Source organism: Nostoc sp. DedQUE04, from assembly GCF_034530995.1.
Taxonomy (GTDB): Bacteria; Cyanobacteriota; Cyanobacteriia; order Cyanobacteriales; family Nostocaceae; genus Nostoc.
This window is the reverse complement of the sequence record NZ_JAVRCA010000021.1, coordinates 43,953-70,848: the sequence shown is the minus strand read 5'-3', so window position 1 is coordinate 70,848 and position 26,896 is coordinate 43,953. Positions and strand designations below refer to the sequence as shown.

Genomic DNA, 26,896 nt, shown 5'->3' with positions numbered 1-26,896 from the left:
GAGTAGTATTCTTATTTCTAGCGCGATCTGCTAGTCTCAACGATCGACCTCTAAGGCAAAATTCACCGTATATGGTTCCTCCAGTGATTGCTGATTACTAGCCTTAATTGCATCTAGATAGCGACGTAAAGACAACAGTTGTTGAGAATTGGGACGATAAGTGAGACTTCCTTGTTTTTCAAAAAGTGGTGCTGTGGCGATCGCCTGATAGTCAGGATTTTCTTGCGAACTCTGGGTAAGCCAGGTTGATTCTGTGACTGAAGGTATCAAACCGGAAGGCAGTTCACCTTCCAAAAAAGCCAGCAGCCGTTGCTGACAAATGCGAGTATTAATCCCACGACCCTCAAATAACTGGATAACTTCACCGAAAGATAAGGGACGGTCTGGTAGCAATCGCAACAATTCTGTAAACAAGAAATAATCAGTGTATTGTTGCCTGGGTATATCTAAAATCTGCGGATGCAGAGGCAGCATCGCCAAACCATAAGCAACCCGGCTGCAATTGGGAGCACCGTTTTCGCCAAGATATAAATCTTGAATAATCTTAGTGCTGGGAAGTTTTTGGCGTAACCAGCGGTTCACCGTCCCAATACAAGCCACTCCACCAGTCAGGATCGCTTGATTAATGGCTTCTGTGGGGATACCATGAGCTACCAATAACTTGTTAAGTTCTCGGTTCAGGCGGCGCACAAAGGGAATAAATACTTGGCTTTCTAAGTCTCGTCGCTGCAAAACCCACCGCTGATCGGCTAATTCTAGGGTAAAAGAGTCTTGGTGTTGCAAAATCAGCTTTAAGGCTAATGCCGCATCTAATACCGCCTGTCCCAGTAAAGAACTTTCTAGACGCTGTTGGAGACGAATTCGAGCGGTGATATCTGGTTCTCCGACTCTAGGTATTTCTAATTCTTCCAACCCTAAAGTCTGCCAATGCATTTGGTCTAAACCGGGAATTGACGGTTGCCATTGCCAAGAATTACTCGTGGTAGTTTTGCCATCGCTTGGTGTTTCTCTGCGTGATTGCCGAGATTTCGGTGGCAATAGCAGTTGGCAAATTATATCTTGTTCAATACCCTTGCCAGCATAAGCAAAACTATGGAGCATGAAATCATTGTATGTCAATTGCTGCAAGGTTTCTGGTAGATTCACCAGCAACATTTCTGTGGCAGTTGTCCCAATGTTAATCACCAGGGTGTTGCCAACAATCGGATGTTCGCTAGTTTTTGCTGGATGAGTACCTTGAGCATCGCTTAGTTTTACTTGCTCACCATTAGCAGCATCAAGTTCCGAAAGTAGGCTAGCGATCGCTTCTTCGACAAAAAAGACTTGCTGGGGATGTTGAATAAGTTTGCTAGTGAGTAAAGCTTCCCGCACATTAAAGCGGTATTGTTCCGACCAGCTAGATGGACAGGTACAAATTACACCAGCAATATTATTGATAATCTGGGGAAAATCTTGTTCGCCGATCCCAACAGCGGCAGCCATTAAACTAGGGGTGGTACTTGTTTTTTCGGATTTGAGGGTTAATAGTAATTTAGAGAGCGATCGCACAACCCAAATCAAAGGCCCTGCCGAAAATTCATTTAATTGCAAAACAGGTTCCCATTTCTGTCGTTCGCTCTTGTAGGGAATGGCTACTTGTAAGTAAGGCTTCAACTGCGCCGAGTAGAGGTTATTTTTCGTCGGATCTGCTGTCGATTTTGGTGTTGCAGGAGTAGTAGCCGAGCGATCGGGTGCTTTATCTTGGGCAACAGCCGCAGGTGCTGTCTGCTCATGTGCTTCGATAGTTTCGTTTTCACCGTGGGGTACAGAAGCTGTAGGCAGATAAACCTCTGTTGGTAAACGAAACGATTGCTGAAAGGAACTTGTTCCTGGCGGATTTTCTGCTGACCAGTAGATAGGATGTACAACAAAAGTCGAGCGATTTAATAATGTAGCGGAAATTCCTGTTGTACCTAAATCAATTCCTAAATACCAGACTGATTCTAAAGTATTTAACGAAACTTCTGGATTATTTATGGAGTTGGCAATTGGAGGTAAAGAACTTTCTGGTACGGGAGTTGTGACTTCCTTTTTTTTTTCAGTTTCTACCTGGGTAACTGCCAAACTTGAGAAATCATTTGTTGATGTATTCTCTGCTATTTGGGTATTTTCAGGGGAAGTTGTGGGGATTGTGTCTTGAGTATTATCAAATAGTTCCGAGAAAACATCCAAGTTATTAGCTGGCTGCGACTCAGAATTTAGCTGCCGATCGAAATTAGCCAAATCCCGATCTAATTGCTGCAACTGTTCTTCATCTAAAGAAATATCTGGTACGACTGGAGATTGGTTTGACTCAATAGAAAGTAAGTTTTCTTGGGGTGAAGCAGCAATATAGTTATCTGAAAACAGTTCGGAGCGATCGCTGTTAATTAATACTTGCGATGTGGCGATATTTTCGCTAGGCTCTGCCAAGGCAATTTCTGGTACTTCTGGAGTCACTGGTGCTGTGGTTGTGGCATCATCCATAAAAGATGACACTTCCAGCAGTTGCAGTTCACTATCTCTATCAGGCAATAGGTCAGTTCCTGTAGCTGTGGCATTATCCACAGAAGAAGATGAGACTTCCAGCAATTGCAGTTCACTATCGGTATCAGGTAATAACTCAGTTAGGGTATTAATTGTATCAACACTAGCTGGCTGAGTGCCGATTTGTACTGACAAACTGTCTATTTGTGGAGTAGAGAAGCTAAGAGGCGAATCTAGATCAGTTTCCTCTTCAAAAAATAGTTCTTCCTGTGGCTCTGATGAATCTGTGCTTTCTTCTCCTAAAGTCTCTGGGGTTGAAAGATCCGTATCTGGAGTAATAACCGCAGAATCCACGGTTGGAGAGACAGGCGGGGTCTGGGCGATGTTCAACTGTGATGCAGAGGCTGTGGAAGCAGATAAGTCATTTGTGGGAATATCGAGGCTGGGATTATTAACATCACCAGCATCAAACAAACTGGCGTAAAGTTGGTCTACTTCATCACCAATTGCCGCAGAAATATCTTCCGGTAATTCGGTCGGGGTTTGAGAATATTCAGATGAGTCTACACCAAGCTGCAACAGCACTGCATCTAGATCCTCTGTGAGCGTATTTTCCTGTTGCTCAATTGCGGGTAGAGATGAAGTTTCTGGCTGGATAAGCTCCAATGGTTGGGGCGCAATTCCAGCAGCCATCTCGCTTGGTTCAGTTAATGATGGTAGTGTCTCAGATTCTCCTCCCAGGAAAGATGACTGCGAACTAGGAGATTCTTGTTGCAAATGCTGGGTCAAATTGTTGACAAAGCTGGCCATCAGCTGTTCGCCTTGCATCCCCTTGCTATGCATTCTTGCCAGTGCTTGGGACAAGGATTCGTAATAAGTATTAATATTGCGCTGTAGTGCTTCAAAGACTACATTCACTGTCCCATCTAGTGATAATAGGCGTCGATCTAACTCCCTAGCTAGCTGGGTTAAGCGCTCCACATCGTCAGAGGATTCTAATAAAGATTGAGTTGCAGAATTTGCGTAATTAATAGCTTCTGAAGAACTGGCGGAATTTTCCCTCGTCTGTCCAAGCAGTGGTGTTAAAGTTGGCACAAGGCGACTCATGAGTACCTGTAAAAACTCGCTAATCATTTGCTCCTGGTTTGTCAACTGCTGCGCTAAGGAGTAGTTTTGCAATCGCTTTTGTTCTAGTTGCCGAATTTCTTGTATGAGAGTGGCTCGCTCTTGCAAAAGCAATTCTAATTCCGATCGCAACGGCTGAATCAATCTCGAAAATTCATTTTTTAATTGTTCTGCGCCAACAGTATTCTCTTCCTGACTAGGTTCGAGCGGTGGTAGTGGATACTGGTTATTACCACGATCGATAAATTTTGTTAACAAAGGCGATGGCTCCCCCAAGGGCGATCGCGGTTCTTCAGAAGACTGATTTGGGATGCTGCTCTCTAATGCTTCTTTTTCTTGTAACCTCATCAAGAAGTCGCGAATTCGCTCTAAAACTTCTTTAGGCTCTTGCGCCTGACCAGACAGAAATTTAGACAGGCGCTTGCCACCCCTGGCAAGTAAGTTGTCAATGTCTGCGATCAGCTTTTGAATTTCATCTGTACTAAAAGTCACTTTGATTACCTTACTTAAAAATGTATGTCAACTAATGTGACAATTAATTTACAATCACCGTATCCCTATGGGGATCTTGCTCACGTGCAGCATCTACCATAGAAGAAATTTTGAGTGGCCAAAGCCGCTACTTGGAATTGTGACTAGTCATTATGTTATGGATTACTGGGAGTCGTGGCAATCTTCAATCATCGAAGAAAACAAGGAAAAAAGTTTCTCTTTATCCCCCCATCTCCTTGTCTCCCCCTCTCCTTGTCCTCTTCAGACAGCCTTTGCTCGAAAAGCTTAATTTTGCAGGTCATTGGTTGCCTATTTTTGAAAATCGCTAAAATACCTGAGCAATAATTTACTCCCTTTAGTATCATTAATGTTGTTTGCCTATATTCATAACTAATCAAGTTTGCAGTGCAGCTAGCCCCTAAGCAATCCAACCGCAGGCTATAAACTACTTTTTGCAAAACTTTTACCCCGTTTAAACTTATAGGTAAAGATTATTTAGAAAAACTTATTGTCGCTTTCTTGTGTAGCATAGTTTAGTTTTTTCTTTGAAAGGGAGCTGTGCAATGATAGCTTAGGCTACAAATGGCGCTCCTGTTTTTTGTGTGTACATAGCAGCTTGAATTAAAGATGTCGTAATGGAAGATCGATATAGCTTGCAAGCACAGGCTAATTCCTGGATGATCGCCTCCGCTCCCTTTTTTCAAGGGTTGCCAGAAACTGCTGTAGAATCAGCCCTCACCCATCTCGTTACCCGCACTCACCCAGCCAATCAGGTGATTCTACTGGAAAATGACTGGGGTGGTTCTGTGTATTTTATTATGGACGGATGGGTAAAAATTCGCACCTACAATCTGGAAGGAAAAGAGGTAACGCTGAATATTATCGGCAAAGGTGAATTGTTTGGTGAAATGGCGGCGCTAGATGAAGCACCTCGATCCACCGATGTGATTACCTTGGCCCCGACGGTAATTGGTAGTATGCCTGCTCAAGATTTTGTCAAATTACTTCAGATAGAACCTTTGGCGGGAGTTCGATTGGCGCAACTAATGGCACGACGTTTACGGCAAGTAAATCGCCGATTGCGGTTGCGGGAATCTGATAGCCAGTCAAGGGTAGCAGATACGTTGTTATTTTTGGCAGAAGGACAGGGAAAAAAAGGGCAAACTGGAACCGAAATTCCCAATTTACCTCATCGGGAATTGAGTAGTTTGAGCGGACTGGCGCGGGAAACGGTGACACGAGTATTGACAAGGCTAGAAAAAAAAGGCTTGATTAAACGGGATCAAGACACTATTTGTATTCCCGATTTGTCAGCCTTAGAAAGAATGATCGTTTAAAAACTTGTCAGATATGAGTATTTTAGATTCTCTCCCAGATGAACCGGAGGAAGATCCATCCTCTGAATCTCCAACTCCTCAGAATCATTGGTTAGATAAAGAACAGCAGTTAATGCCTCCTCAAATCAAAGCTGATGCGCCCTTGAGGATGGTGGAAACAGCATTTTTAGCCAGTACCGCTAGCTTAATTTGGTTTATTAATTTTTACTTTCCTTTGGGCCCAGTTTTGCGGATATTTTTTCCAGTGCCGATCGCTCTAGTTTATCTGCGTTGGGGCAAACGTGCGGCATGGATGGCAGCACTCACCTCTGGGTTACTGCTGACGGTACTGATGGGGCCAGCCCGCAGTTTGCTGTATGTCATGCCCTACGGGTTCATGGGCGTCCTTTTAGGCGCTACATGGTGTCGTCGTCGTCTTCCCTGGATTGTTTCTATCACTTTGGGTACGCTATTGGGTACTTTAGGAGTCTTTTTTAGGCTGTGGTTGTTGTCTGTTTTGTCGGGTGAAGACCTATGGATTTATGTAATTACCCAAGTGACTGAGTTCATTGAGTGGGTATTTTTTAACTTGAGTTTATTGGCGAGTCCCAGTGTATTTTTGATTCAAGTGGGAGCGATCGCTTTAATTATACTCAACAACTTTATCTACCTTTTTGTGGTACACCTGGCAGCATGGTTGCTTTTTGACCGCTTGGGCAACCCTATTCCCCGCCCACCACACTGGGTACAAGTTCTCATGGATTATGAAGGATAATTATTAGTCATTTGTCATTTGTCATTTGTCATTGGTTAAACGATCGGTTCTAATTAATAACCAATGCCCGATGCCCAATTCCCCATGCCCAATTCCCAAATTAGTATTTATACTCAAAAAGAACTAGGTGAACAATGGCTGCGAAGGTATCGTGGTTGTCTACCCGTATTTGCTTGTATTTTAGGATTTACTGAAACTGGTTTAATTCCAGGGATTTCAGCAGCTGGTCGCACTCCAGACGATCGAAAATATACAGCTTGTGCCGATGCAGAGTTTTTGTATTACGGCCCAGAACATAAAGCCCAATATCCCCTACCACCATTGACCGCTGGCGCTTCACCTGTGCTGATTTCTCGCGCTGTATTTGAGTCATTAAAGATACCAATTTATTTATTTAATGCTGGTTTACCCCAAGCTCCTGCTGTGCCAGTAATTGATTTGGGTGGCGCTCCTGCTAAGTGTTTAAGTCAAGGGGCTGCTATGGAAATTACAACAGTACATCACTTGTTTGAACAAGGATTACTTTGGGGAGAACGCCTAGCTGCCAATATCCAACAGGAGTATCTGATTGTCGGTGAGTGCGTTGTCGGAGGTACTACAACTGCCCTGGCAATATTAACTGGTTTAGGTATAGATGCTGCCGGAAAAGTTAACAGTAGCCACCCTGTTTGTAACCACGCGCAAAAGTGGGCACTAGTGCAAGCTGGACTGGAGAAGATGAGGGAGAGCAGGGGGCAGGGGGAGATAAACTTCCAATCTCAAATCCAAAATCCAAAACTTGTACTGAGCGAAGTCGTTGGCGCAGCCTCTCGTAGAGAAGTATCTAAAATCCAAAATTCTGTCGATCCGCTACAACTCGTCGCCGCCGTAGGCGATCCGATGCAAGTGGTGGTAGCTGGGATGGCGATCGCTGCTAGCCGTAGTTGTGGTGTAATGCTGGCTGGAGGGACGCAAATGCTGGCGGTTTATGCGCTAATGAGTGCGATCGCTCAAGCTTACGCTTTATCATGGCAACCAGAAGCAGTAGTTGTAGGCACAACCCGCTGGGTAGCAGAAGATCCAACTGGCGCTACAGTTGACTTAGCCCTTAACTTAGGAAAAAACAGCTTAACTCAGAATGGAGGAACTCCTCCTTTATTAGCAACTTATCTGAGCTTTGCTGATTCTCGTTATCCTCAACTGAGAGCATATGAGCAGGGCTTTGTGAAAGAAGGCATGGGCGCTGGAGCTGCTTGCATAGCCGCTCATCTTAGCCAAGATTGGCAGCAACACCAACTTTTGGCAGCCATTGAAGCCCAACTTGAACGCCTAAGTACTGCCTTGAACTAAAGATTAAAGTTTGTTTTTCCCTCTCCGGCTCGGAGAGGGACGGTTTTACTACGTAAATGTTTAACTTTTTTATCAATTTGATGGCTAGGTTACTTACTTGTATCTAAGTATATGCTTATCAAACCATCACTCGAAACTGAACCTAAAGGCTTGTCTGACCTACCTCAATCCATTTTTTTAATTCGTTGAACTTCAGGTTAAATTTAATGAATTCTCTCTCTAAGTAATTGTTCTTCTAAAGCAGCAATGCGATTGTACGCTGCTGTTAATTGCGCTGTCAGTCGTTGTATTTGAATTTCTGGTGTTATATTATCTCCACTTTGACGATGCATGTCTAGATAAATGCCATCTGTCAATACATCCTTGTGTTCCATTTCTGGATTTAAATTGTTACGTCCTTTAAACTGGTAGCCTCCAGCCGCGTCATTTTTTTGGCAATTATCCTTTGCTTGTGTATTGGCTAAAGAACACTCTGAGAAAGTTTGAGTGACTTTACCATCAAGCTGCTCAATTACTTGGCACAGGTCATCCAGCTTTTGGCTTAAAGTCAGGATCTGCTGCTGTAATAGCTCCATTTAATACCTTTATTCGTACATTTTCTCTATGTTATTCAATTTACTCTCAAACTTAACGATACTTATGGATTATTTAAGTATTGATAATTTTTGGTGAAAATGTGACATTTAAATCATTACTTCTAAATACAAGTAAGGTTTCACCATAAGTACCACGAAGTAAATTTATGGATAATAATTAATCTTGAGGTATAAATTTGCTAAAAACTCGCTAATTTGAGTCAAATATTCAAAATTACCCGTATTACCAAGAAAAAATCCTGATAATTCTCCAGATTCACTTTTTCAGCTAGTCAGCCACTGGTGAATCTCTGCTTAATATTAGGTATAATCAAAAATTTCAAAATCCAAAATCAATGGATCGACGGTCTTTTTTGCTGGGTACAAGCACACTGGCGCTTTCACAACTGCTTTTTGGCTGTGGTGGAAACAAGCAAACGCAACTAAAAGTACAGTTATTAAAAGGTTCTATACCTGGTCAGGTGGTGAATCGGTTCCACAAAGGTTTGCAGCAACAGGTGCAGTTAAAGTTTGCTCCAGTTGAGCATATACAGGATTTATTTCACCAATTACAAAATTGGCAGCAGAAGCCAAAGACCAGCGATGAGCAGGGATGGAGACGCTTTATACCTTTTAGGCAAGGTCAAAAAGCCGCTGACGCAGACCTAGTGACATTGGGAGATTACTGGCTACAAGCAGCTATTGAACAGAAATTGATTCAACCACTCCAAGAAATGCAGGGAAACCAATTAAAGCAGTGGTCTACTTTAAATGAAAGGTGGAAACAACTGGTAACGCGCAACGACCAGGGTATTTTGGATACTCAAGGGAAGGTATGGGGTGCGCCTTACAGGTGGGGTAGTACAGTAATTGTTTATAACCGTGACAAATTGCAAAAATTGGGATGGACACCCAAAGATTGGAGTGATTTGTGGCGAGATGGAATGCAGCAGCGTATTTCTCTACTCAATCAACCACGAGAAGTTATTGGTTTGGTCTTAAAAAAGTTAGGAAAATCTTATAATACAGACAATCTTGACCAAGTACCAGACTTGGAAAAGGAATTACAGATTTTAAACCAACAGGTCAAGTTTTACAGTTCTAATAATTATTTGGAACCTCTAATTATGGAAGACACTTGGCTAGCGGTTGGTTGGTCAAGCGATGTATTGCCTATTTTGGGACGTTATCCGCAGCTTGCCGCAGTTATCCCCCAGTCAGGAACAGCAATTTGGGCGGACTTATGGGTACGTCCCGCAGGGATTACTAAGGATAGTTTATCAGATCAATGGATTGATTTTTGTTGGCAACCAAGCACAGCTAAACAAATTTCGGTGCTGACTAAAACTAATTCGCCAATTTCTACAAATATTGCCGCTTCCGATATCCAAGAACCATTATGGAGTTTGTTAGAGAGCGATCGCAAAGTTTTCGATAAGAGTGAATTTTTACTTCCTTTACCTCCATCAGCAATAAAACAATACGAGTCTTTATTCGCCAAAATTAAAGTTTAATTGGGGATTGGGCATGGGGCATTGGGCATGGGGCATTGGGCATTAATTATTTCTCCCTCATCCTCCTCATCTCCCTCATCTTCCCCAGTCCCCAGTCCCCAGTCCCCAGTCCCTACAAAGAACGCTGTAACCCTATCTTGTTCTTAATAGTGGTTTGGATACTGCATAAAGCTGGACTTATACTAAAGTTGCAAGTGTAGCTTGCCAAGGGTTCTTTTTGATAATTAAATACCCGGACGTTGTAACCAAAGTTCCGTGCAGCGCTACCCAAGCGATTTACGAAGTCGTAGCGCTCTATATACTCTAGTAAGCTCCAAATTTGCTGATTTACGATCAAGTCTACTCGTGCAGGTTCTTTGTTAGAAGGTGGATATGCGATCCAATTATCCAATAGCTTTTTTTCAGAGTTTTGTTGTGCCCACCATAAACTGGGAACGGTCAATCGTTCTGGATGAATGGTGGTGGCTGTGATTATATAGTCTTTTGGCTTGGTCAATAAGTCTAATTCTAAAGGCGCACTAGAAGGCGACGGTATTGAGGGGGTTTGCGCTAGTGAGGGTGGGACTAGTAAAGTGGTGAGACTAATAGTTAATAGTAATGAAAATGATGTTTGGCGATGGCACAGCCAACGCCTGCCGTAGGATGCCCAAAGGGCTGTAGGGCGATCGCACAATTTAGGTATATGCATAACTGATACTAATTCGTAATTCGTAATTCATAATTCGTAATTAGGGCACAATCTAAAGTTTAATGGCAACTATACGAATTCTTCGATAATCTGCTGTCCAAGTTCCTTGTTGATATAGTGTTGGCTTCAGATATTCCTCAACGACGGGAATTATTTGTATTTGTTGCTCAGGTGAAAGTCCGGTTAAGAATGGACTGGCGAACATTTTAATCCAGTTTGCGATGCCAGCTTCTCCTTCTGCTAGAGGAGTTGGGCGAGGAAACAAGATAGCATAAATGACATCAAAGCCTTGATGTTCTAAAAGGCTGGCGTATTCGCCAATGCTGGGGTAATACCAAGGATTCTCTACTTGTGCTTGAGGGATACCAATGGACTCTAAAGCACTGTATAAAGCTGTGGCGATCGCCTTTACATTCCCTTTACCACCAAATTCTGCGACAAAACGCCCTCCCGGTTTTAGGGATTGATGGATAGAAGCGATCGCGCTATCTGCTTCTTTTACCCAATGTAGTACAGCGTTGGAAAATACAGCATCTAATGGCTTATCTACTTGAAAGTTTCTAGCATCAGCAACATCAAAGCGAATATGGGGATAGTTTTGTCTTGCCTTCTCAATCATCTCAGATGCATAATCAACTCCCATTACTTCAGCCCCAGCTTGGGCAATTTTTTCTGTGAGTTGTCCAGTACCACAGCCGAGATCCAAAATGGATTCTCCTGGTTGAGGGTTGAGTAATTGCAACAAGTCTTCGCCATATTGCCAAACAAAGGCGTGTTTATCTTCGTAAAGCGAAGTGTCCCAATTATTGCTTGTCGAAATATTATTCATAAACAACTATAGTAGTTTTTAATTGAATATATAGGAATCATATTTGATTTCTGAAAAAATGTACGAGATAATACGGAGGAATATATCTGTCTAAGAGCGAACAATGATAGACCAGCATCTACAACCTGCGATACCTTCTCTACGAGACGCTACGCGAACGGTGAGCTTCGCTAAGGCAGAACTACAAGAATTTATAGATAATCGCCCAGATGCCCGTGAGGTGAGAAAAGCGTAAGGCAAGTTAAGCTGGTTTATCAAGGCTACAAGTATGAGGAAATTCAAACAATATTTACTCAATCATCTATTGTGGTAAGAGATTATTTTTCTAAAAAGTTTGTAACTTTGAAATTTGATGTTCCCTCCCAACAGTGATTCAGAAATGCACTTACCTGGGCATCTACTGAATCAGCCGATTCCCTAGATGCATTAAATTGCACTGCCGTTACAATGTATTCAAAGATAATTACAAACTGCTTTTGCGGTGAAATTCTTTCGACTACAATTGTTTCACCTATCTTAGGGATTTGAGGCAGATTTACCACAAACGTCTCAATTTTCGGTTTATCTAATGGATTTTTGAAATTGAAGTATTTACAGTAAACAATAATTTTCACTTAGACAACCACCAATAAGAATTCAAAATTCAAAATTCAAAATTTAAGAGTAAATGTAGGGTATGTTACGTTTTACTAACGCACCCTACGTTTATTCCAAAAATCTGAATTGGAAAATTGTGAATATTATAGTAAATTTTGAAAAAATATCTCTTAACTTATTTCCCTTGCCATAGCTGCCGCAACGACTGAAAAACCTTTACAAATCTTTCTTCTAGCCAGACCATAATATAATCAAGCCATTCCAAAAGTTGCTCTAAGGGGTGCTTTTCATAGCCAGTTGAAGTTGCTGTGGTTTCTATCCAGTCTGGCTGCGCCTCAACTTGACTGCTTTGGTGAAACTGCTGTTTCAACATTTCCCCTTTACGACTCTCGCTTTTAGTTTGGGAAATACGGGTTTTAATTTGTTTTACAGAGGCGACTTTTCCAGATGTTTTTTGACTTGAGGCGAGATTACTACTTGGTTGTTTTCTTTGTATCAAACCCGATCCAAATTTAGGTTGTTTTACACTCAAATTCTTTTGTGGAAAATGCTTTATTGATAAACTTGGGGCTAAAGCAGGATTTTTTTCTTCAGAAAGTGTAACTGGCTTGTCAGCAGTGGTTTCGGTGTCACCAAATAAATCATTCCACGTTAGCCAAGGATCGTTTGTGAAATCCTGGTTCTCTCCTAGAGGGCTTTTGGATAAGGCTTTTCTAAGGCGTGACGAAAAGAGTTTACCTGGCATCTCATTACTAATCGTTGTCTCAAGTGTTTTTCTATTACCAACACCAAAAAAGTAATTAAGCGCTGCCTCAATCAAAGCCTGAAAATTCTGTGAATGAGTTTCTAAAGCATCAGCGTTGGGGGCAATCTCTCCTTTGGCAGCTAATTGATCTTTGCCATAAAGAAATATGTTTAACTGGGTTTGGGCAACTTGGATAACTTCCTGGCTACGTTTTTGCGCTGGGACTAAAGCATTCGATTCCAACTTAGCAACGGCTATATCTAGAAATGCTAATAATCTATCTGTATTAAGTAAATTTTTTGGTATACTCTCGGCTAAAACTGGAATTTTAGCTGGATTTACGTCAGTGAGTTTTGCTAATAATCGGTCAATTTGTGGTAATAACTGCGTTTCTTTTTTAGCTATAATCAAACGCCAACATTGCCAGTAATTAGCAACTTCGTTAATAATTCGGTCTTCTAATTTTGCCTGTTGTTCCCGTGTTAAGATATCTAGAATTTCATTGTCGGCAGTAACAAGTACTAAATTTCGATTCATCAAATTTGTGGCGATTCCTTGCACTATTGGAAGACGCTGTTGAAGGGCATTGTCTAATTGTGAAGAGTTGAGACTGAGAGCTTGATTAGCCGTAATATTTGATGATTGAGTAAGATTAGAGTTCTTTTCAACGAATTTCAGCCGAAAAACTCCCAATAAAGCCAAGGGATTGAAATGTTCAGATGCTTTCGTAGGAGTGGAGGCGGGTTCATCTGGTGACAGGTAATTGACTGCCTCTAGTACATTTTGAATGGGACTATCAGCATTGGGTAGAGTTTCAGGCTGGAAATCGGTATCATTTGGTTGTAACTTTAATCTAGTTTGTGGTTCTCTAGTATGTAGCGTTTTCCCAGATGATTCAGATGACTGAAACAGTAGATACACTGGGTAAAGTAGTACCTCGACACCCCACTTAGTGGCGACTTGCAAATGCCGAAAGGTATGTTCCCACTGTTGTGTCACCCGCCGAGATTGCTGGTGGACAAAGTTAAATAGTCTGCTTTGATAACGACCAGAGGAACCAGAAGACATAGTAGTAATTTTTTAGTTCAAGTCTTGTTAAGTTGTGAGACTCGCGCCAAACAATAAAAACGACCAACACCCCATCTTAGCGAATATATGACCCCGACTGTCTCTCAATCCCAGACCAAACTTATCTCACAAACAATTGAGCAACTGCGCTCTTTTTGTCAAGTTAATATCCAGTCTACGTGGCTGTATCAGGAATCTGACTTAGTTATTACTGATGTTGTAGCTGCTGATTTGTCTGATTGGCAACCTGTCCAGTTGAATGCTAAAGAACATATTGCTTGGACGGGCGGGAAAAAAGTGCTATGGCTAGTGCAAAGATTGGTGGTTCCCCAAGATTTACAGGGTTATCCCTTAGCTGGGTTATCTTTGCGGCTGGCGCTGGTTTGGTGGGCGGATTCTGCTGAGATTTATGTAAATGGCGAGTTAGTGCTGGAGGGTGATTTATTTGATTGTTCGCCGAGAGTGCTTCTGTGTCAGGGGGTGACGCCAGGGGAAGAATTTACTGTGGCTTTGCGGTTAGTGAGTCCGGGACATTGTGATGGTGCTTTAGTGCGATCGCTCCTAGTTTATGAGTCTTATGTTGATAATAATCCCGATCCGGGTTTTGTGGCTGATGAGTTAGCTGTGGTGCAACTTTATTTGGAAAAATTTGCGCCGGAGAAGTTGGATGTTTTGGCAGCGATGGTGGGGGAGGTTACGAACCACAGAGGCGCCAAGGACGCCAAGGAAGAGTTAGTAAGATCGTTTTTGTCTCTACGTCAAAACCTAATTCAATCCGACATCTTAGCCCCCCTTTTCAAGGGGGGTTGGGGGGATCAAAAATCTAAAATTTTTTTACTGGGTCATGCTCACTTAGATTTAGCATGGTTATGGCCTGTAAGTGAAACTTGGAATGCGGCGCAAAATACTTTTGAGTCGGTTTTGAAGTTGCAAGCAGATTTTCCTGAGTTAATTTTCTGTCATTCAAGCCCCGCACTTTATGCTTGGATTGAAGAACATCGCCCGGATTTGTTTAGGGCAATTCAAGCACAGGTAGCCACCGGGCGTTGGGAAGTTGTCGGCGGAATGTGGGTGGAACCAGAACTCAACATCATTGCAGGTGAATCAATAGTCCGTCAGTTATTGTATGGTCAGCGCTACATCCAGGAGAAATTTGGCAAGCTTTCAACTGTAGAATGGGTTCCAGATTCTTTTGGTTTTTGTGCCACTTTACCGCAGTTTTTCGCTAATGCCGGAATTGAGTATTTTGTGACGCAGAAGTTGCGGTGGAATGATACTACTAAATTTGATTATGGGGCTTTTTGGTGGCGATCGCCTGATGGCAGCGAAGTCTTTAGTTTGATGTCTGCACCCATCGGTGAAGCTATAGACCCAGTTAAAATGGCAACTTATGCTCTTGAGTGGCAAACCCAAACTAGTTTACCAGAATCCCTCTGGCTTCCCGGTGTCGGCGACCACGGCGGCGGCCCCACCCGTGATATGTTAGAAACCGCCCAACGCTGGCAAAAGTCACCTTTGTTCCCAGACTTAGAATTTACGACGCCTGAAAAGTATTTACAGCAAGTTGTAGAGACGCGATTCATCGCGTCTGTTAATAATTATGATTCTTCCCCTGCTTCCCCATCCCCTTCATTCCCTACTTGGAATGACGAACTATACTTAGAATTTCATCGCGGTTGCTACACTACCCACGGAGATCAAAAACGCTGGAATCGTCGTTGTGAAAATTTATTATATCAAGCTGAACTATTTGCTACCTTGGCAACTGTAAGCTGTGGTGTGACATATCCAAAAGCAGAAATTGAAGCAGCTTGGAAATTAGTTTTATTTCAACAGTTTCACGATATTTTACCCGGTTCTTCAATTACCCAAGTTTACACAGATGCGTTGCCTCAATGGCAGCAAGTGGAACAAATGGGAACGAAAATATTACAGGAATCACTTTTAGCGATCGCATCTCACATTACCCTATCAGAACCACCAAAACCCGATAGTCTGCCTATTTTTGTTTTCAATTCTCTCAATTGGCAACGTTCTGAGGTAATCTCTGTAGCCTTACCTACACCACCAGCAACTAACCAGGAATGGCAGATTTACGATGCTTCTGGAAACCAGCTTGTCTCCCAATTATCTGAACCATCAACCCTACTATTTCTTGCCACCGAAATTCCACCCGTAGGCTACCGCATATTTTGGCTTTCCCCTTCACTCTCCAATCCAGACGAGATGAATCGTGTTTCTCCCTCATCTCCCGCACTCTTCCCAGACTGGATTTTAGAAAATGAATTCTTGCGAGTTGTTATAGATCCCGACACCGGAGATTTATCAAGTGTTTTTGACAAAACTTATCAGCGAGAAGTTTTAAGTGGGGCGGGGAATCAACTGCAAGCTTTTAAAGACAGTGGGCAATATTGGGATGCTTGGAATATAGACCCCAATTATGCTCAACATCCCTTACCCTCAACAAATCTTCAATTTATTCAGTGGTTAGAACAAGGCCCAGTGCAAAGTCGTGTGCGCGTAGTGCGTCAGTTGGGTGAATCGGAATTTTGCCAAGACTATATTTTGCAAGCTGGTTCACCTCTGCTGAACATTGCTACAACTGTCAATTGGCAAGAAAATCATGTATTAGTGAAAGCTGCTTTTCCTCTAAATATTGAAGCTGACTTTGCTACTTATGAAATTCCCTGTGGCGCGATTCGCCGCCCAACTAAACCGCAAACTCCCGCAGAACAAGCAAAATGGGAAGTTCCTGCTTTGCGTTGGGCTGATTTAACAGCAGAAAACACACAGACAGAAGATACCGCAATCCCAAATCGTTATGGTGTCAGTTTGCTCAATGATTGTAAATACGGTTATGACAGCAAACCAAATCAACTCCGTCTAACACTGCTACGCAGTTCTAATTGGCCAGACTCAAAAGCTGACCGAGGCTTTCACGAGTTCAAATATACCTTGTATCCTCATGCTGATAGTTGGGAATCAGCCCACACAGTACGGCGTGGCTATGAATTGAATATACCGTTGCAAGTGATATTCAATCGACCACTGGCTAAACCCTCCGCTATCGGCACTATTGAAGGAGTAAGTTTCCTAGATTTATCAGCTGAAAATTTAATCTTAATGGCCTTGAAGCCATCTGAAGACGATCCACAGCAATTAATTCTGCGATGTTATGAATCTCACGGGGAAACAGCCGAGTTATCTTTGCAAAGTGATTTAGGGTTAAATCTTGGAAATACAGTAGATTTATTAGAGCGCTCCGCCAGTACTGAATTTTCATCTCAGCAACAAAATTTGATGATACAACCTTGGAAAATCGCCAATTTTAAGGTGATATCAGCGATTAATCCCAGGCTGAAGTGAGCCACCATAGTTAATGTTTAGTGGTTAATAGAACAACTACTAACGTGGCAAGGCTAAATTTGTGCATTAGCAAACTCTTGTGGGATGGGCTTCTAGCCCGTCCTAATTAGCGGGCTAGATGCCCGCCCCACAAGAAAATTTATTGCAACATTTTAGTCTTGTCACGCCATTACTAACCATTAGACATCTGGTGAACTAAATATGTGTTATCCGAAATATTTAGTAGGCAAAATTCATGTAGCTGGAGGCTTCCCATAGCACTTTCTGCAAGCAAGCTACGCGTAGCCTTTCCGTTAGGAGAAGGGTATTATGCCTACGTCATTTTCACTTCTATCTCTAATAGCGTCGGCGGATAATCTGATATCGTCCGTAGGGCTGCCGTCGTTCAATAATCTGGCGTTGTCCAAAGCCCTGCCGTCGTTGGATTATCTGCCGTCTTCCGTAGGGCTGCCATCGTTGGATTCTCTGGTATCGTCCGTAGGGCTGCCGTCCTCGGATTCTCTGGTATCGTCCATAGGGCTGCCGTCCTCGGATTCTCTGCCGTCCTCGGATTCTCTGGTATCGTCTTGACGACCGTTGAGCAATCAAAAGCTCTCCGGTTTTATTTCCAACCAGGTTAGCATCTGGTGCAACGCTCTGTTCATTCAGAGTATTACTTAGAGAAATATCTTTCGCTTCAGCTAATGAAGGCGGAGACACAAAGGCAAATAGCAATACTGCTATTGAAGATAACTTCCTGAAACCTTTCATGTTTTTGCTTCTCTAAACTTTCGGTAATAACTTTATTAAAACACTTTAAAGTCTGAAAGTTACCGTTCGCGCACTTTTTTAAACTTAATTTAGTATGAAATTCAATATTGCAATTTCACTCTTTTGTATAATTGCAATTTTTATAAGTTTGTGTATATAACTATTTAGTATTTAACAGGATGTAATTTTTTTCACCACACAGATAAAGTATACAGTTATTAATTAAACAAACTATATTTTTGATTGTAATTTGAGTTCAAAAGCCTTGCTAGACAAGGGAAATATCTTCCCAAATTTTGATTTATAAAAACGTTAGATCGGACTTATATCCATTCCACAAGATGTATCAAAACTGTATCAAATACAAAGGATAACTACTAAATATTCTTAGCGGAAGCTGTAAATAATAATCTGTCACTGGGTTTTTAGCTTCAGGTAACTATCTTGTTAAGTGCTGCGTTTTTCCTATCTTCTGCATAACTTCTTTACAAGAGGCTGTGGCAACGACTACGCTCAGTGACCACTTGCTTTCTGCCTCCTGTCTGATTGTTGAGCGTAGTCGAAACAGTGCCTTACACCTTTTTTAAGGATATCTTCTGCTACCTCCACCCACTACACCAATTTTGTGGCGATAGGAGAGTTCAGCACCGAACCAACCAGAAGCACTGGTTAGCGTACCGACAACAAGCGAGATTAACAGTCCCCAAGGTAATATTCGGGATTCAGCGTCACCTAAACGTAAAAGAAAGTTAACGAGTGATAAAACTAGTATAGAAACGTTAAGTATCAAATGCGTCCAACCGGCGGTGCGCTTGCGGACGCGTTCAATTTTCACAAAGTCGCTCAGACCGATCGCAGATGCAAGAACGCCTCCAGCTAATCCAAGTCCGATTAACCATAGCGAAGCCCTAGCCCAAAAGAAATCGCCAGTTAACCAGTAACCAATGTCACTACCCAAGGCGGCGGCTAAAAAGGCTATGGGAAAGATCACACTCAAGGGGTGTAGGGGATGTCCGGCGATCGCAACTGTACTGGGTACACCGGTATCACGATACTCACTGTCGTTACTTTCAATAACTGGTGGAATATTTGGAAAAGGTGTTGAACCTGTTTGCGTTGTTTCTGTAGTTTCCATTATTAGTATCCTGAATTTATGAACCTTGCTTTACTATTTTAAGCTGAAGGAATTTTTTCCACATAAGCTTCAGCCTGTAATATTAGTTTACCTACTTCTACTTTTAGTTGGTTGACTTGCAAACTTATGCCGTCTAAATCAAAGTTACTTAGATTCAAAATTTCACTAGTTTGATCTACCAAAGCTTTGGTCAACTCTGGCGATATTTCCTCACTTTCGCCATACTCGACATTTTCCAAAGCAACACTTTTTCCATTGCTGCTAATCCTGGGGACTGCGGAAAAAGCAACTTGCTGATTTTCCCCAGTTTCTACTAATTTTATGCTGGCATTTAGTGCTACTTTTCCATCACCCGGTAATCGAAAATCTACATTTTGAGGTTCAATTGTCTTTAGTTGTCCGTTAATATGTATTTTTTGACTTTGCAGTTGCGATCGCACATATTCGGAGTTGAAAGCACGATTAATATCAGCTTCGGTTAACACAACCTGTGCATTAGCTTCTGTCGGTTTAGTTAGTTCAATTTTACCAAAAGCCACACTTAGAGGATTAATGGCAACATTAGTCATTTTCATATCCAATTCCTCCATACGGAGGTCTTTCTGCATAACTAAACCTTCACCTGCAATCGTGACTTCATCCACCTCTCCCTGAACCAGTTTCAGCGGGTCTGTTTTGATGTCTACATCTAAATTTTCTACTTCATCTAATTGACTAGATAATCCTATTTCTGCCGCTTTATTGAGAGCTTGCTCTCCTAATCCAGGATTGTCTGGCATTATGTAAATTAACTCCTAGTTAAAAGCACATCCTTGAGTAAATTTAATAAACTAACAGCAGAGTTTTATCTATCTGTCGATGGAATATAGATTTAAATGTTATCTATCTAATTTCAAATTTAAATTTTACTTATATACTACTTTTATCCTTTACTGCCTCTGCACTTGGAGCGATTTGTTATAAAATTGACACAAACCCAATATTTCAGTTGAGTTATTCTGACTGCTAAAACTTTTTTATTTATACAATGCTCTCAGAACGTTTTACCGCAGCCTTGATCTACGCCACCCAACTACACGCTAACCAAGTTCGTAAAGGTTCAGGTGTCCCTTATGTTGCCCATTTATTAGGTGTCACCAGTATTGCTTTAGAATACGGCGCAAATGAAGATGAAGCGATCGCAGCTCTGTTACACGATGCGATCGAAGATCAAGGCGGCGCTGCAACACGAGAAGAAATTCGCCGTCGCTTTGGTGACAATGTAACGGCAATTGTAGATGGTTGTACTGACGCTGATACAACTCCAAAACCCCCTTGGCGACAGCGCAAGGAGGCATACATTGCTCATATTCCTACAGCTTCCCCATCAGTACTGCTGGTGTCATCCGCTGATAAACTTTACAATGCCCAGTCTATTCTCAAAGATTATCGCATTTTGGGCGAATCACTTTGGGAACGTTTTCATGGGCGTAAAGAAGGTACTCTTTGGTATTATCGGGCGCTTTTAGAGGCTTTTAAAAAAACTGAAAGCACTCTAATAATTGAGGAGTTAGAACGGGTGATTTCGGAAATTGAAGTCTTAGCATCTACATAAAAAATTTATTTACCCAGAAGTAGATAAAAGATTTATTAGAACTAGACAAACGAATTTTTTACAAACACGATATAGTCATGTTTCTCACGAATAAATTTTGGCTTTTAGGTTCTCTCTCTAGATAAAAAACCTTTCTCTCGGCAGATAGGTGTACTGATATTATTATGACTGGTATGTTACCAATATGACGATAGTAAGACAAAACACCCTAAATCCAACTGTAAATCCTTCAGTAAATCCTCCAGAAAACTTGCCAGAAAAGTATGCAGAAGCAGAGCGGATGCGTGATGTTGTGCTTTTACTGCAAAACTTGATTAACAGTGAAGAAGCCACTGTAAAACTAATTCTGGATTGTCTTTATGATGTTGGTTCAGTCAATTTGATTAATCAAAAGCTTCGCCTGAAACCCTTAAACAGGGTGATGAAATTAATTGCCCGAATGTCTAAACCAGTTTTTAGAATCATAGCTTTAAATTGGTTTAAAAAGAACTGTCCGCAACTGATTACTAATTGGCTACACACGCAAGTCTCGTTTGAAAATCTCCAAAAGACACCCGAACAAGTAGCTATTGAAGTTGTACAACTAGAACCATATTCCATCCCACAAAGAGAAAGCCTGAGCCAAGAGATAAAAAATCTGCGCTATCAGGTTAGATGGCTAGCTGGAATTTCAATAATTGCGATCGCTGTTTTAGTAATAAAAGCCACTTGGTTAAACTGAAACCGATGAATTATGAATATCATGCCTCTGCCCAAACCGATCTTAGAGGACATAGAAATACACCTACTCTTGGAAGGTGTGTATCAATATTACGGTTATGACTTTCGCAATTATGCTCTTTCATCACTCAAGCGCCGTATTCAGGGCTTCATGCAATTAGAAGGGGTAGCAAATATTTCTGCATTGCAAGAGCGATTACTACATAATCGCGCTTATTTAGAAAGATTTTTGCTGGCTCTGACGGTGAATGTCACATCAATGTTTCGCGATCCCAGCTTTTATAATACCTTCAGAAATCAGGTTATTCCCTTCTTACAAACCTATCCGTTTATTCGGATCTGGCACGCTGGATGTTCAACTGGTGAAGAGGTCTATTCAATGGCAATTTTACTGCAAGAAGAAGGACTTTATCACCGTTGCCGTATATATGCCACTGATACGAATGAGAAGGTATTACAAAATGCCAAAAGTGGGATTTTCTCCCTGAAAATGATGCAGGAATATACTCACCTGTATTTAAAAGCAGGCGGCAAGAAATCTTTCTCAGAGTATTATACAGCAGCTTATGACAATGCTATTTTTCGAGCGTCCCTAAGAGAAAATGTTGTTTTTGCCCAGCACAATTTAGCCACTGATAGTTCTTTTAATGAGTTTAATGTGATTCTTTGTCGTAATGTCCTCATATATTTTAATCAGGCACTTCAAAAACGCGTACACGAACTGTTTTATAATAGCCTTTGCACCTTTGGTATCTTGGGTTTAGGAAGACAAGAATCTATCAGATTCACCTCTTATGAGCCTTACTATGAAGAGTTAGTCAAGGGAGAGAAAATATATAGGAAAATAGCAGGTAAGTGAAAAGAATGCTTGAAATGGATAATTGAATTATCAATTATGAATTATCCTAAAATAACTAATAACCAATACCCCGAAAATTAGGAATAAAATTGCGCTCGTTGTCAAAAGACAGTCTGTCAAACATTTTTTATTGTGTTCAGAAGATAGATTTAGCGATCGCTTAAGGTAAATTACACATTAAAGTATTTAAGGAGATTGTCGATGCAACTTCTCGAATGTCCTCCTGTTGCAGTCATTGCTGGAGAAAATGCGGTTCATGTTTCTCAACTACCTTCTATATGGCAAGACATTGCTAGAGGAACCACGAGTGTCGGACTTTCCCAGCCCCAAAGCTATGTTGAGATGGCACAGCTATTTTTGTATAAATTAGAATGTGGTGATGTTGATTTATTTAGCGATCGCCCCCAACTAGCTCACCTAATACCATCATTTTCTCAGCTATTTGCACAACTAGCATGGGAAACCTTAGAGTTTTTTGGACAAGACTTTCTCAAACACAGCTATCCGAACTTTGCAGAAATTCTTTGCGATCTGGAGTCAAAAGGAATCGATTACGCTGATGAAGTAAAAGTGGCTCGCATCGGCATAGATTTATTTAATGAATTTGGTTATGAACTACCTGCTAGCTTTTATCAGGTGCATTTAGCCCCAATTTACCGCGATCATGTTTTTGAAGAACGTGCTTTGCGATTCGATAAACGTGATATTGAGCATAAACGTGCTTGGGATGCCATACTCCATGCAGGTAAGGTATTTGCTATTCAAATGAAGGTGCAAAGTATTGCTTCTAAATATGGTTTTACTTATCAGCATGGCTGCGGTTGCAATTCTCATTTATCTTCCATTGATGTATCTCGTGGGGCGTTTGAATATGAATTGAGTTTCGACAAGCGTCAGCGATGGATTCGCAGTTTCATCTGGACTGCTTGGTATGAGTATGCTTTCTTTGCGATCGTACCTAATACGAGTTATTTGGTTTAATATCATGTCCGCCAAATTACCCATAATAAAAGAACCCCACCCCCAACCCCTCCCCGCCTGCGGGGAGGGGAGACAAAGCATAGCTTTGGTGGGGTGGGGTTCTTCGGGTTTAATAAGCAATCAAGCGGACATGACATAACAGAAAGAATTCAGGAGTGAGGAGTCAGAATTCAGAATTGAATTCTGTGCGTCTGGTAGAAAGCGTCTCCGGCTCTGCTCCTGAATTCTTCTTCAAGAAATCGGCTCAAAAACCATTTGCGGAATCAACACTTCATCTTGTAATTGTCCAATACCTAAAAAGCGAGTCTCTTCTTGATAAACTCTTACTATCCCAGTAACATCAGAGTTCAGAGAAACTCGCTGACCTTGACACCATTTTTGAGCAGGTATTGCTGGTAAAGTCACAGACAACAAATGTTGTAACGCTGCATCAGGGGCAAGAGGTTGAAACGTCCCGCCTTGCAATTTAGCTTCTAAGTCGGAAAAAGTGAGACTATTTGTTAAATCGAAACCACTGCTTTGAGTTCGGAGCAAAGCCGCAAGTGTGCCACCAGTTTCTAAGATTGCACCTAAGTCACGAGCGATCGCTCTAATATATGTACCAGAACCACAGGCGATCGCCACATCCAATTCGGGAAAATCTCCTTCTCTCCAGTCCAAAATATCTATCTGAAAAATTTCCACTGTTCGCACTGGAACTTCCACTATTTTTCCTTGGCGCGCTAAGTCATAAAGACGTTTCCCATCCACTTGAATTGCACTATAATTCGGTGGGATTTGCTCAATCTTGCCTTCAAATTGTGCCAGTGCAGTTTTCACCTCTGCCAAACTCAATCCAGCACAAGCTTGAGAACTAATGATTTCACCTTCTAAATCATCGGTTGTAGTCCGCACACCCAGACGAATTGTAGCCTTGTAAGCTTTGTTTTCTGGGAGATATTGCAATAATCTTGTGGCTTTACCAAGTGCGATCGGTAAAACTCCTGTAGCAGCTGGATCTAAGGTTCCTGCATGTCCTACACGTTTGAGGCGCAACAACTTTCGCACCCGCGCTACACAATCGTGGGAAGTCCAGTCAAATGGTTTGTTTAAATTGAGAAAACCTTGAAATAACAACACAAAATCATTAGTTACAGCTTCTAAAATTTTGCATTAAATTGGCAAAATATATATAAATTTATTTGCTCTGAAACCATGAAATGTGGAATGAGCGTATCTTTCTCCCCTGCTCCCCTGCCCCCTGCTCAAGAGCCTTTTGGTCACTGGGTACTACCAAAACAGTAAAAAGAAAATAATGTCAGCATTTCAGTTTCTCTTGCTCGAAGCCAATCTAACCGATGCAGAAGTCGTGCAAGCCACGCTGATCGAGGGCGGTATTAACTGTGAACTCTTGCGGGTAGAGACTCGCGCTGCTTTTATTAGGGCACTGGAGAGCAACGCCATCGACCTGATTTTGGCAGACTATGCCTTGTCTAATTTTGATGAGATTGCGGCACTAACGATCGCCCGTCGCCTACGTCCTGAGATACCGTTTATTTTCATCTCTGGCAGTTTGGGCGAAGAATTAGCGATTGAAGCGATCGAGCAAGGCGCGACAGATTATGTACTCAAGCAACGCTTAGGGCGGTTGGTGCCATCGGTACAACGAGCATTGCAAGAAGCGCAGCAACTTGACAAAGATACCATCGATCGCAAACAAGCCCAAGTCACCCTACGCGAATCGGAAGCAAAATATCGATCGCTGTTCGATTCGATTGACGAAGGCTTCTGTATTTTCGAGATGATTTATGACGAAATCCCAAAGGCGGTTGATTACCGTTTTTTGGAAGTGAATCGAGTCTTCGAGCAGCAGACGGGACTCGAAAACGTGGTGGGCAAGTTGGCAAGCGAGATTGCCCCGAACACTGAAAGCTACTGGCTTGAAGCATACAACGATGTGGTAAAGACGGGAAAACCCCAGCGTATTGAAAATTACAACCAATTTACCGGGCGTTGGTATCAGGTTTACGCTTCGCGCGTCGGCAAAGCGGGCAGTCGTCAAATCTGCACTGTCTTTAATGACATCACCGATCGCAAACGGCACGATGCAAATCTCGCCTTTTTAGCCGAAGTCAGCCAAGACCTTGCGCGTCTGACGGACATTGACGAGACGATGAATGCGCTGGGCGAAAAAATCGGCAGACATTTCGGCCTGTCAGCCTGCGCCTTTGCCGAACTTTATGGGTCGGCTGGAATTGCAGTCATCGACTACAACTGGCATCGCAGCGACGTGCCGAGCCTGCGTGGCACGTATCGCATGCAAGAGTTTTTAACGCCCGAAGTTATGCAACTTTGTCTCGCAGGAGTTGATATCGTCATCCGCGACGTGTTCGACGACCCCCTGACCGATGGCGAGCAGTTTGCGACTCTGAATATCGGCTCTTTCCTCAGCATACCGCTTATACGCAATGGCGAGTGGCAATTCCTGCTCGTTATCTATCGTAGCGAACCCCATGACTGGCGCGACGACGAAATCGAACTGACCCGCGAACTCGCCAACCGCATCTGGACGCGGCTTGAACGCGCCCGCGCCGAAGTAGGGTTGCGCGAATCAGAAGAAAAATATCGGCTGCTGTTCAATTCGATCAACGAAGGTTACGCCCTCTGCGAACTGCTGTATGACGACGATGAAAAGGCGATCGACTGGAAAATTTTGCAGGTCAACCCAGCGTTCGAGTCCCTAACCGGACTGCGCGATGTCGCAGGTAAAAACGCCACTCAACTGAATCAACCGTTGAATCAGAACTGGCTGCAAACCTTTGGCACAGTGGCTCAAACAGGGGAATCGGCCCGGTTTGAACACTACATCGACAGTGTAGATTGCTGGTTCGATATTTTGGTGTCGCGCATCGACGAAGATAAATACCACATTGTCGTCGTATTCAACAACATTACCGATCGCAAACAGGCACAAGCCGATCAAATTCGCTTGATTCAGGAACAAGCTGCCCTTCAACAAGAACGCCAACGCGCCGAATCTCTGGCAGAACTCGATCGCGCCAAAACCCTCTTCTTTAGCAACGTCAGCCACGAATTTCGCACACCGCTAACGTTGATACTCGCTCCCCTGCAAGATGCCTTGAGCGATTCGGTAAATCCCCTAACTTCTTCACAACGGGAACGGCTAGAACTAGCACATCGCAATAGCTTGCGTTTGCTGAAACTGGTCAATACCCTGCTCGACTTCTCTCGCATCGAAGCCGATCGCCTGAAGGCAAACTACGAACCCACCGACTTATCCACCTACACGGCGGAACTGGCAAGTGTTTTCCGCTCGGCGATCGAGAATGCCAATTTGCAGTTAGTCGTCGATTGTCCTCCCCTGCCCGATCCCATTTACGTCGATCGCGAAATGTGGGAAAAGATTGTGCTAAACCTGCTCTCCAATGCCTTAAAATTTACCTTCGAGGGTATGATTTCTGTCTCGCTCAAATCCAAAGCAAACACAGTTGAATTGATGGTCAGCGACACGGGCGTAGGTATTGCCGCTTCCGAACTGCCTCACCTCTTTGAGAGGTTCTATCAAGTCAAAGGCGCGAAGGGGCGCAGCTATGAAGGCTCAGGCATTGGCTTGTCTCTGGTGCAGGAACTCGTCAAGCGGCACGGCGGCGCGATCGCGGTTACGAGCGCAGTAGACCAAGGCACAACCTTCACCGTCACCATCCCCACCGGAATCGCCCATCTACCCGCCGACCAAATTTGGGTTGCCTCTACACTGGCATCGTCGGCTGTAACTGCAAACGCTTTTGTTGAAGAAGCCTTACGTTGGCTACCTGAAGAAGAGGAAGGGGGCAGGGGGCAGGGGGCAGGGGGAACTGCCCTTGACGAAAGCACAGAATTTCAAGCTCAGAACTCGGAAGTTCAAGTTCAGAACTCGGAAGTTCATGCTCAGAA

General features: G+C 42.7%; 21 protein-coding genes. 11 read left to right on the top strand and 10 right to left on the bottom strand.

The genetic code is table 11. The features are described from left to right. Positions 1-36: 36 nt before the first annotated feature. Positions 37-4,122 carry a hypothetical protein gene (locus RM049_RS16630; protein ID WP_322704963.1) on the bottom strand — a complete coding sequence of 1,362 codons (4,086 nt, stop codon included), beginning with the start codon at positions 4,120-4,122 and terminating at the stop codon, positions 37-39. Between the two features lie 635 nt (positions 4,123-4,757). Here RM049_RS16630 and RM049_RS16625 point away from each other — a divergent pair. The 3 genes from RM049_RS16625 to RM049_RS16615 all read left to right on the top strand — a co-directional run bounded on the left by RM049_RS16625 (position 4,758) and on the right by RM049_RS16615 (position 7,542). Continuing rightward, positions 4,758-5,459 carry a Crp/Fnr family transcriptional regulator gene (locus RM049_RS16625; RefSeq protein ID WP_094349203.1) on the top strand — a complete coding sequence of 234 codons (702 nt, stop codon included), beginning with the start codon at positions 4,758-4,760 and terminating at the stop codon, positions 5,457-5,459. A 13-nt stretch (positions 5,460-5,472) separates the two neighbouring features. Further along, positions 5,473-6,213, top strand: a complete 741-nt coding sequence (locus RM049_RS16620) for a DUF2232 domain-containing protein (RefSeq protein ID WP_322690536.1) — start codon at positions 5,473-5,475, stop codon at positions 6,211-6,213. 84 nt (positions 6,214-6,297) lie between these two features. Then, entirely contained in the window at positions 6,298-7,542 is a 1,245-nt protein-coding gene (locus RM049_RS16615) for a nicotinate-nucleotide--dimethylbenzimidazole phosphoribosyltransferase (RefSeq protein ID WP_322690556.1), read from the top strand. A gap of 203 nt (positions 7,543-7,745) precedes the next feature. On the opposite strand, the gene RM049_RS16610 is transcribed toward RM049_RS16615, so the two are convergent. Further along, positions 7,746-8,117 carry a hypothetical protein gene (locus RM049_RS16610; protein WP_322671173.1) on the bottom strand — a complete coding sequence of 124 codons (372 nt, stop codon included), beginning with the start codon at positions 8,115-8,117 and terminating at the stop codon, positions 7,746-7,748. 356 nt (positions 8,118-8,473) lie between these two features. Here RM049_RS16610 and RM049_RS16605 point away from each other — a divergent pair, with 356 nt between their 5' ends. Then, positions 8,474-9,631 carry an extracellular solute-binding protein gene (locus RM049_RS16605; RefSeq protein WP_322704962.1) on the top strand — a complete coding sequence of 386 codons (1,158 nt, stop codon included), beginning with the start codon at positions 8,474-8,476 and terminating at the stop codon, positions 9,629-9,631. A gap of 112 nt (positions 9,632-9,743) precedes the next feature. Here RM049_RS16605 and RM049_RS16600 read toward each other — a convergent pair whose 3' ends face one another. Together RM049_RS16600 and RM049_RS16595 are read right to left on the bottom strand one after the other, a co-directional pair. Then, positions 9,744-10,319 carry a hypothetical protein gene (locus tag RM049_RS16600; RefSeq protein WP_322704961.1) on the bottom strand — a complete coding sequence of 192 codons (576 nt, stop codon included), beginning with the start codon at positions 10,317-10,319 and terminating at the stop codon, positions 9,744-9,746. Between the two features lie 52 nt (positions 10,320-10,371). Next, positions 10,372-11,148 carry a class I SAM-dependent methyltransferase gene (locus RM049_RS16595; RefSeq protein ID WP_322690539.1) on the bottom strand — a complete coding sequence of 259 codons (777 nt, stop codon included), beginning with the start codon at positions 11,146-11,148 and terminating at the stop codon, positions 10,372-10,374. A 103-nt stretch (positions 11,149-11,251) separates the two neighbouring features. Between RM049_RS16595 and RM049_RS16590 the strand changes: the two genes are divergently transcribed. Next, positions 11,252-11,383: a hypothetical protein gene (locus tag RM049_RS16590; RefSeq protein ID WP_322704960.1), complete on the top strand. Its 132-nt coding sequence runs from the start codon at positions 11,252-11,254 to the stop codon at positions 11,381-11,383. Positions 11,384-11,465: 82 nt separating this feature from the next. Here RM049_RS16590 and RM049_RS16585 read toward each other — a convergent pair whose 3' ends face one another. Then, positions 11,466-11,762 (bottom strand): hypothetical protein, encoded by a 297-nt coding sequence (locus RM049_RS16585; protein WP_322671179.1) that lies wholly within the window; start codon positions 11,760-11,762, stop codon positions 11,466-11,468. A 158-nt stretch (positions 11,763-11,920) separates the two neighbouring features. Beyond that, entirely contained in the window at positions 11,921-13,558 is a 1,638-nt protein-coding gene (locus tag RM049_RS16580) for a hypothetical protein (RefSeq protein WP_322704959.1), read from the bottom strand. Between the two features lie 87 nt (positions 13,559-13,645). On the opposite strand from RM049_RS16580, the gene RM049_RS16575 reads away from it, so the two are divergent. Beyond that, positions 13,646-16,924: an alpha-mannosidase gene (locus tag RM049_RS16575; RefSeq protein WP_322704958.1), complete on the top strand. Its 3,279-nt coding sequence runs from the start codon at positions 13,646-13,648 to the stop codon at positions 16,922-16,924. 336 nt (positions 16,925-17,260) lie between these two features. Here the strand turns inward: RM049_RS16575 and RM049_RS16570 are convergent, their stop codons facing one another. From RM049_RS16570 to RM049_RS16560, 3 genes are all read right to left on the bottom strand, one after another. Further along, positions 17,261-17,674: a hypothetical protein gene (locus tag RM049_RS16570; protein ID WP_322690543.1), complete on the bottom strand. Its 414-nt coding sequence runs from the start codon at positions 17,672-17,674 to the stop codon at positions 17,261-17,263. A gap of 583 nt (positions 17,675-18,257) precedes the next feature. Beyond that, a complete protein-coding gene (locus tag RM049_RS16565; protein ID WP_322671183.1) occupies positions 18,258-18,809 on the bottom strand; it encodes a DUF2231 domain-containing protein in 552 nt (183 codons plus the stop codon). Between the two features lie 38 nt (positions 18,810-18,847). After that, entirely contained in the window at positions 18,848-19,588 is a 741-nt protein-coding gene (locus tag RM049_RS16560) for a DUF2993 domain-containing protein (RefSeq protein WP_322684006.1), read from the bottom strand. A gap of 248 nt (positions 19,589-19,836) precedes the next feature. Between RM049_RS16560 and RM049_RS16555 the strand changes: the two genes are divergently transcribed. The 4 genes from RM049_RS16555 (at position 19,837) to RM049_RS16540 (ending at position 22,963) form a co-directional block, all read left to right on the top strand. After that, a complete protein-coding gene (locus tag RM049_RS16555; RefSeq protein WP_322704957.1) occupies positions 19,837-20,403 on the top strand; it encodes an HD domain-containing protein in 567 nt (188 codons plus the stop codon). A 184-nt stretch (positions 20,404-20,587) separates the two neighbouring features. Continuing rightward, positions 20,588-21,124, top strand: a complete 537-nt coding sequence (locus tag RM049_RS16550; protein ID WP_322704956.1) for a hypothetical protein — start codon at positions 20,588-20,590, stop codon at positions 21,122-21,124. Positions 21,125-21,145: 21 nt separating this feature from the next. Next, positions 21,146-21,982, top strand: coding sequence for a protein-glutamate O-methyltransferase CheR (locus RM049_RS16545; RefSeq protein WP_322684009.1), 837 nt, complete (start codon positions 21,146-21,148; stop codon positions 21,980-21,982). A gap of 201 nt (positions 21,983-22,183) precedes the next feature. Then, complete coding sequence (locus RM049_RS16540; RefSeq protein WP_322704955.1) at positions 22,184-22,963, top strand: hypothetical protein; 780 nt, start codon at positions 22,184-22,186, stop codon at positions 22,961-22,963. Between the two features lie 231 nt (positions 22,964-23,194). Here RM049_RS16540 and truB read toward each other — a convergent pair whose 3' ends face one another. Next, the gene (truB, locus tag RM049_RS16535) at positions 23,195-24,079 is read right to left on the bottom strand and encodes a tRNA pseudouridine(55) synthase TruB (protein WP_322704997.1); all 885 of its coding nucleotides are present in this window, start codon (positions 24,077-24,079) and stop codon (positions 23,195-23,197) included. Positions 24,080-24,257: 178 nt separating this feature from the next. On the opposite strand from truB, the gene RM049_RS16530 reads away from it, so the two are divergent. After that, on the top strand, positions 24,258-26,896 hold a 2,639-nt coding region (locus RM049_RS16530; RefSeq protein ID WP_322704954.1), incomplete at its 3' end, for an ATP-binding protein.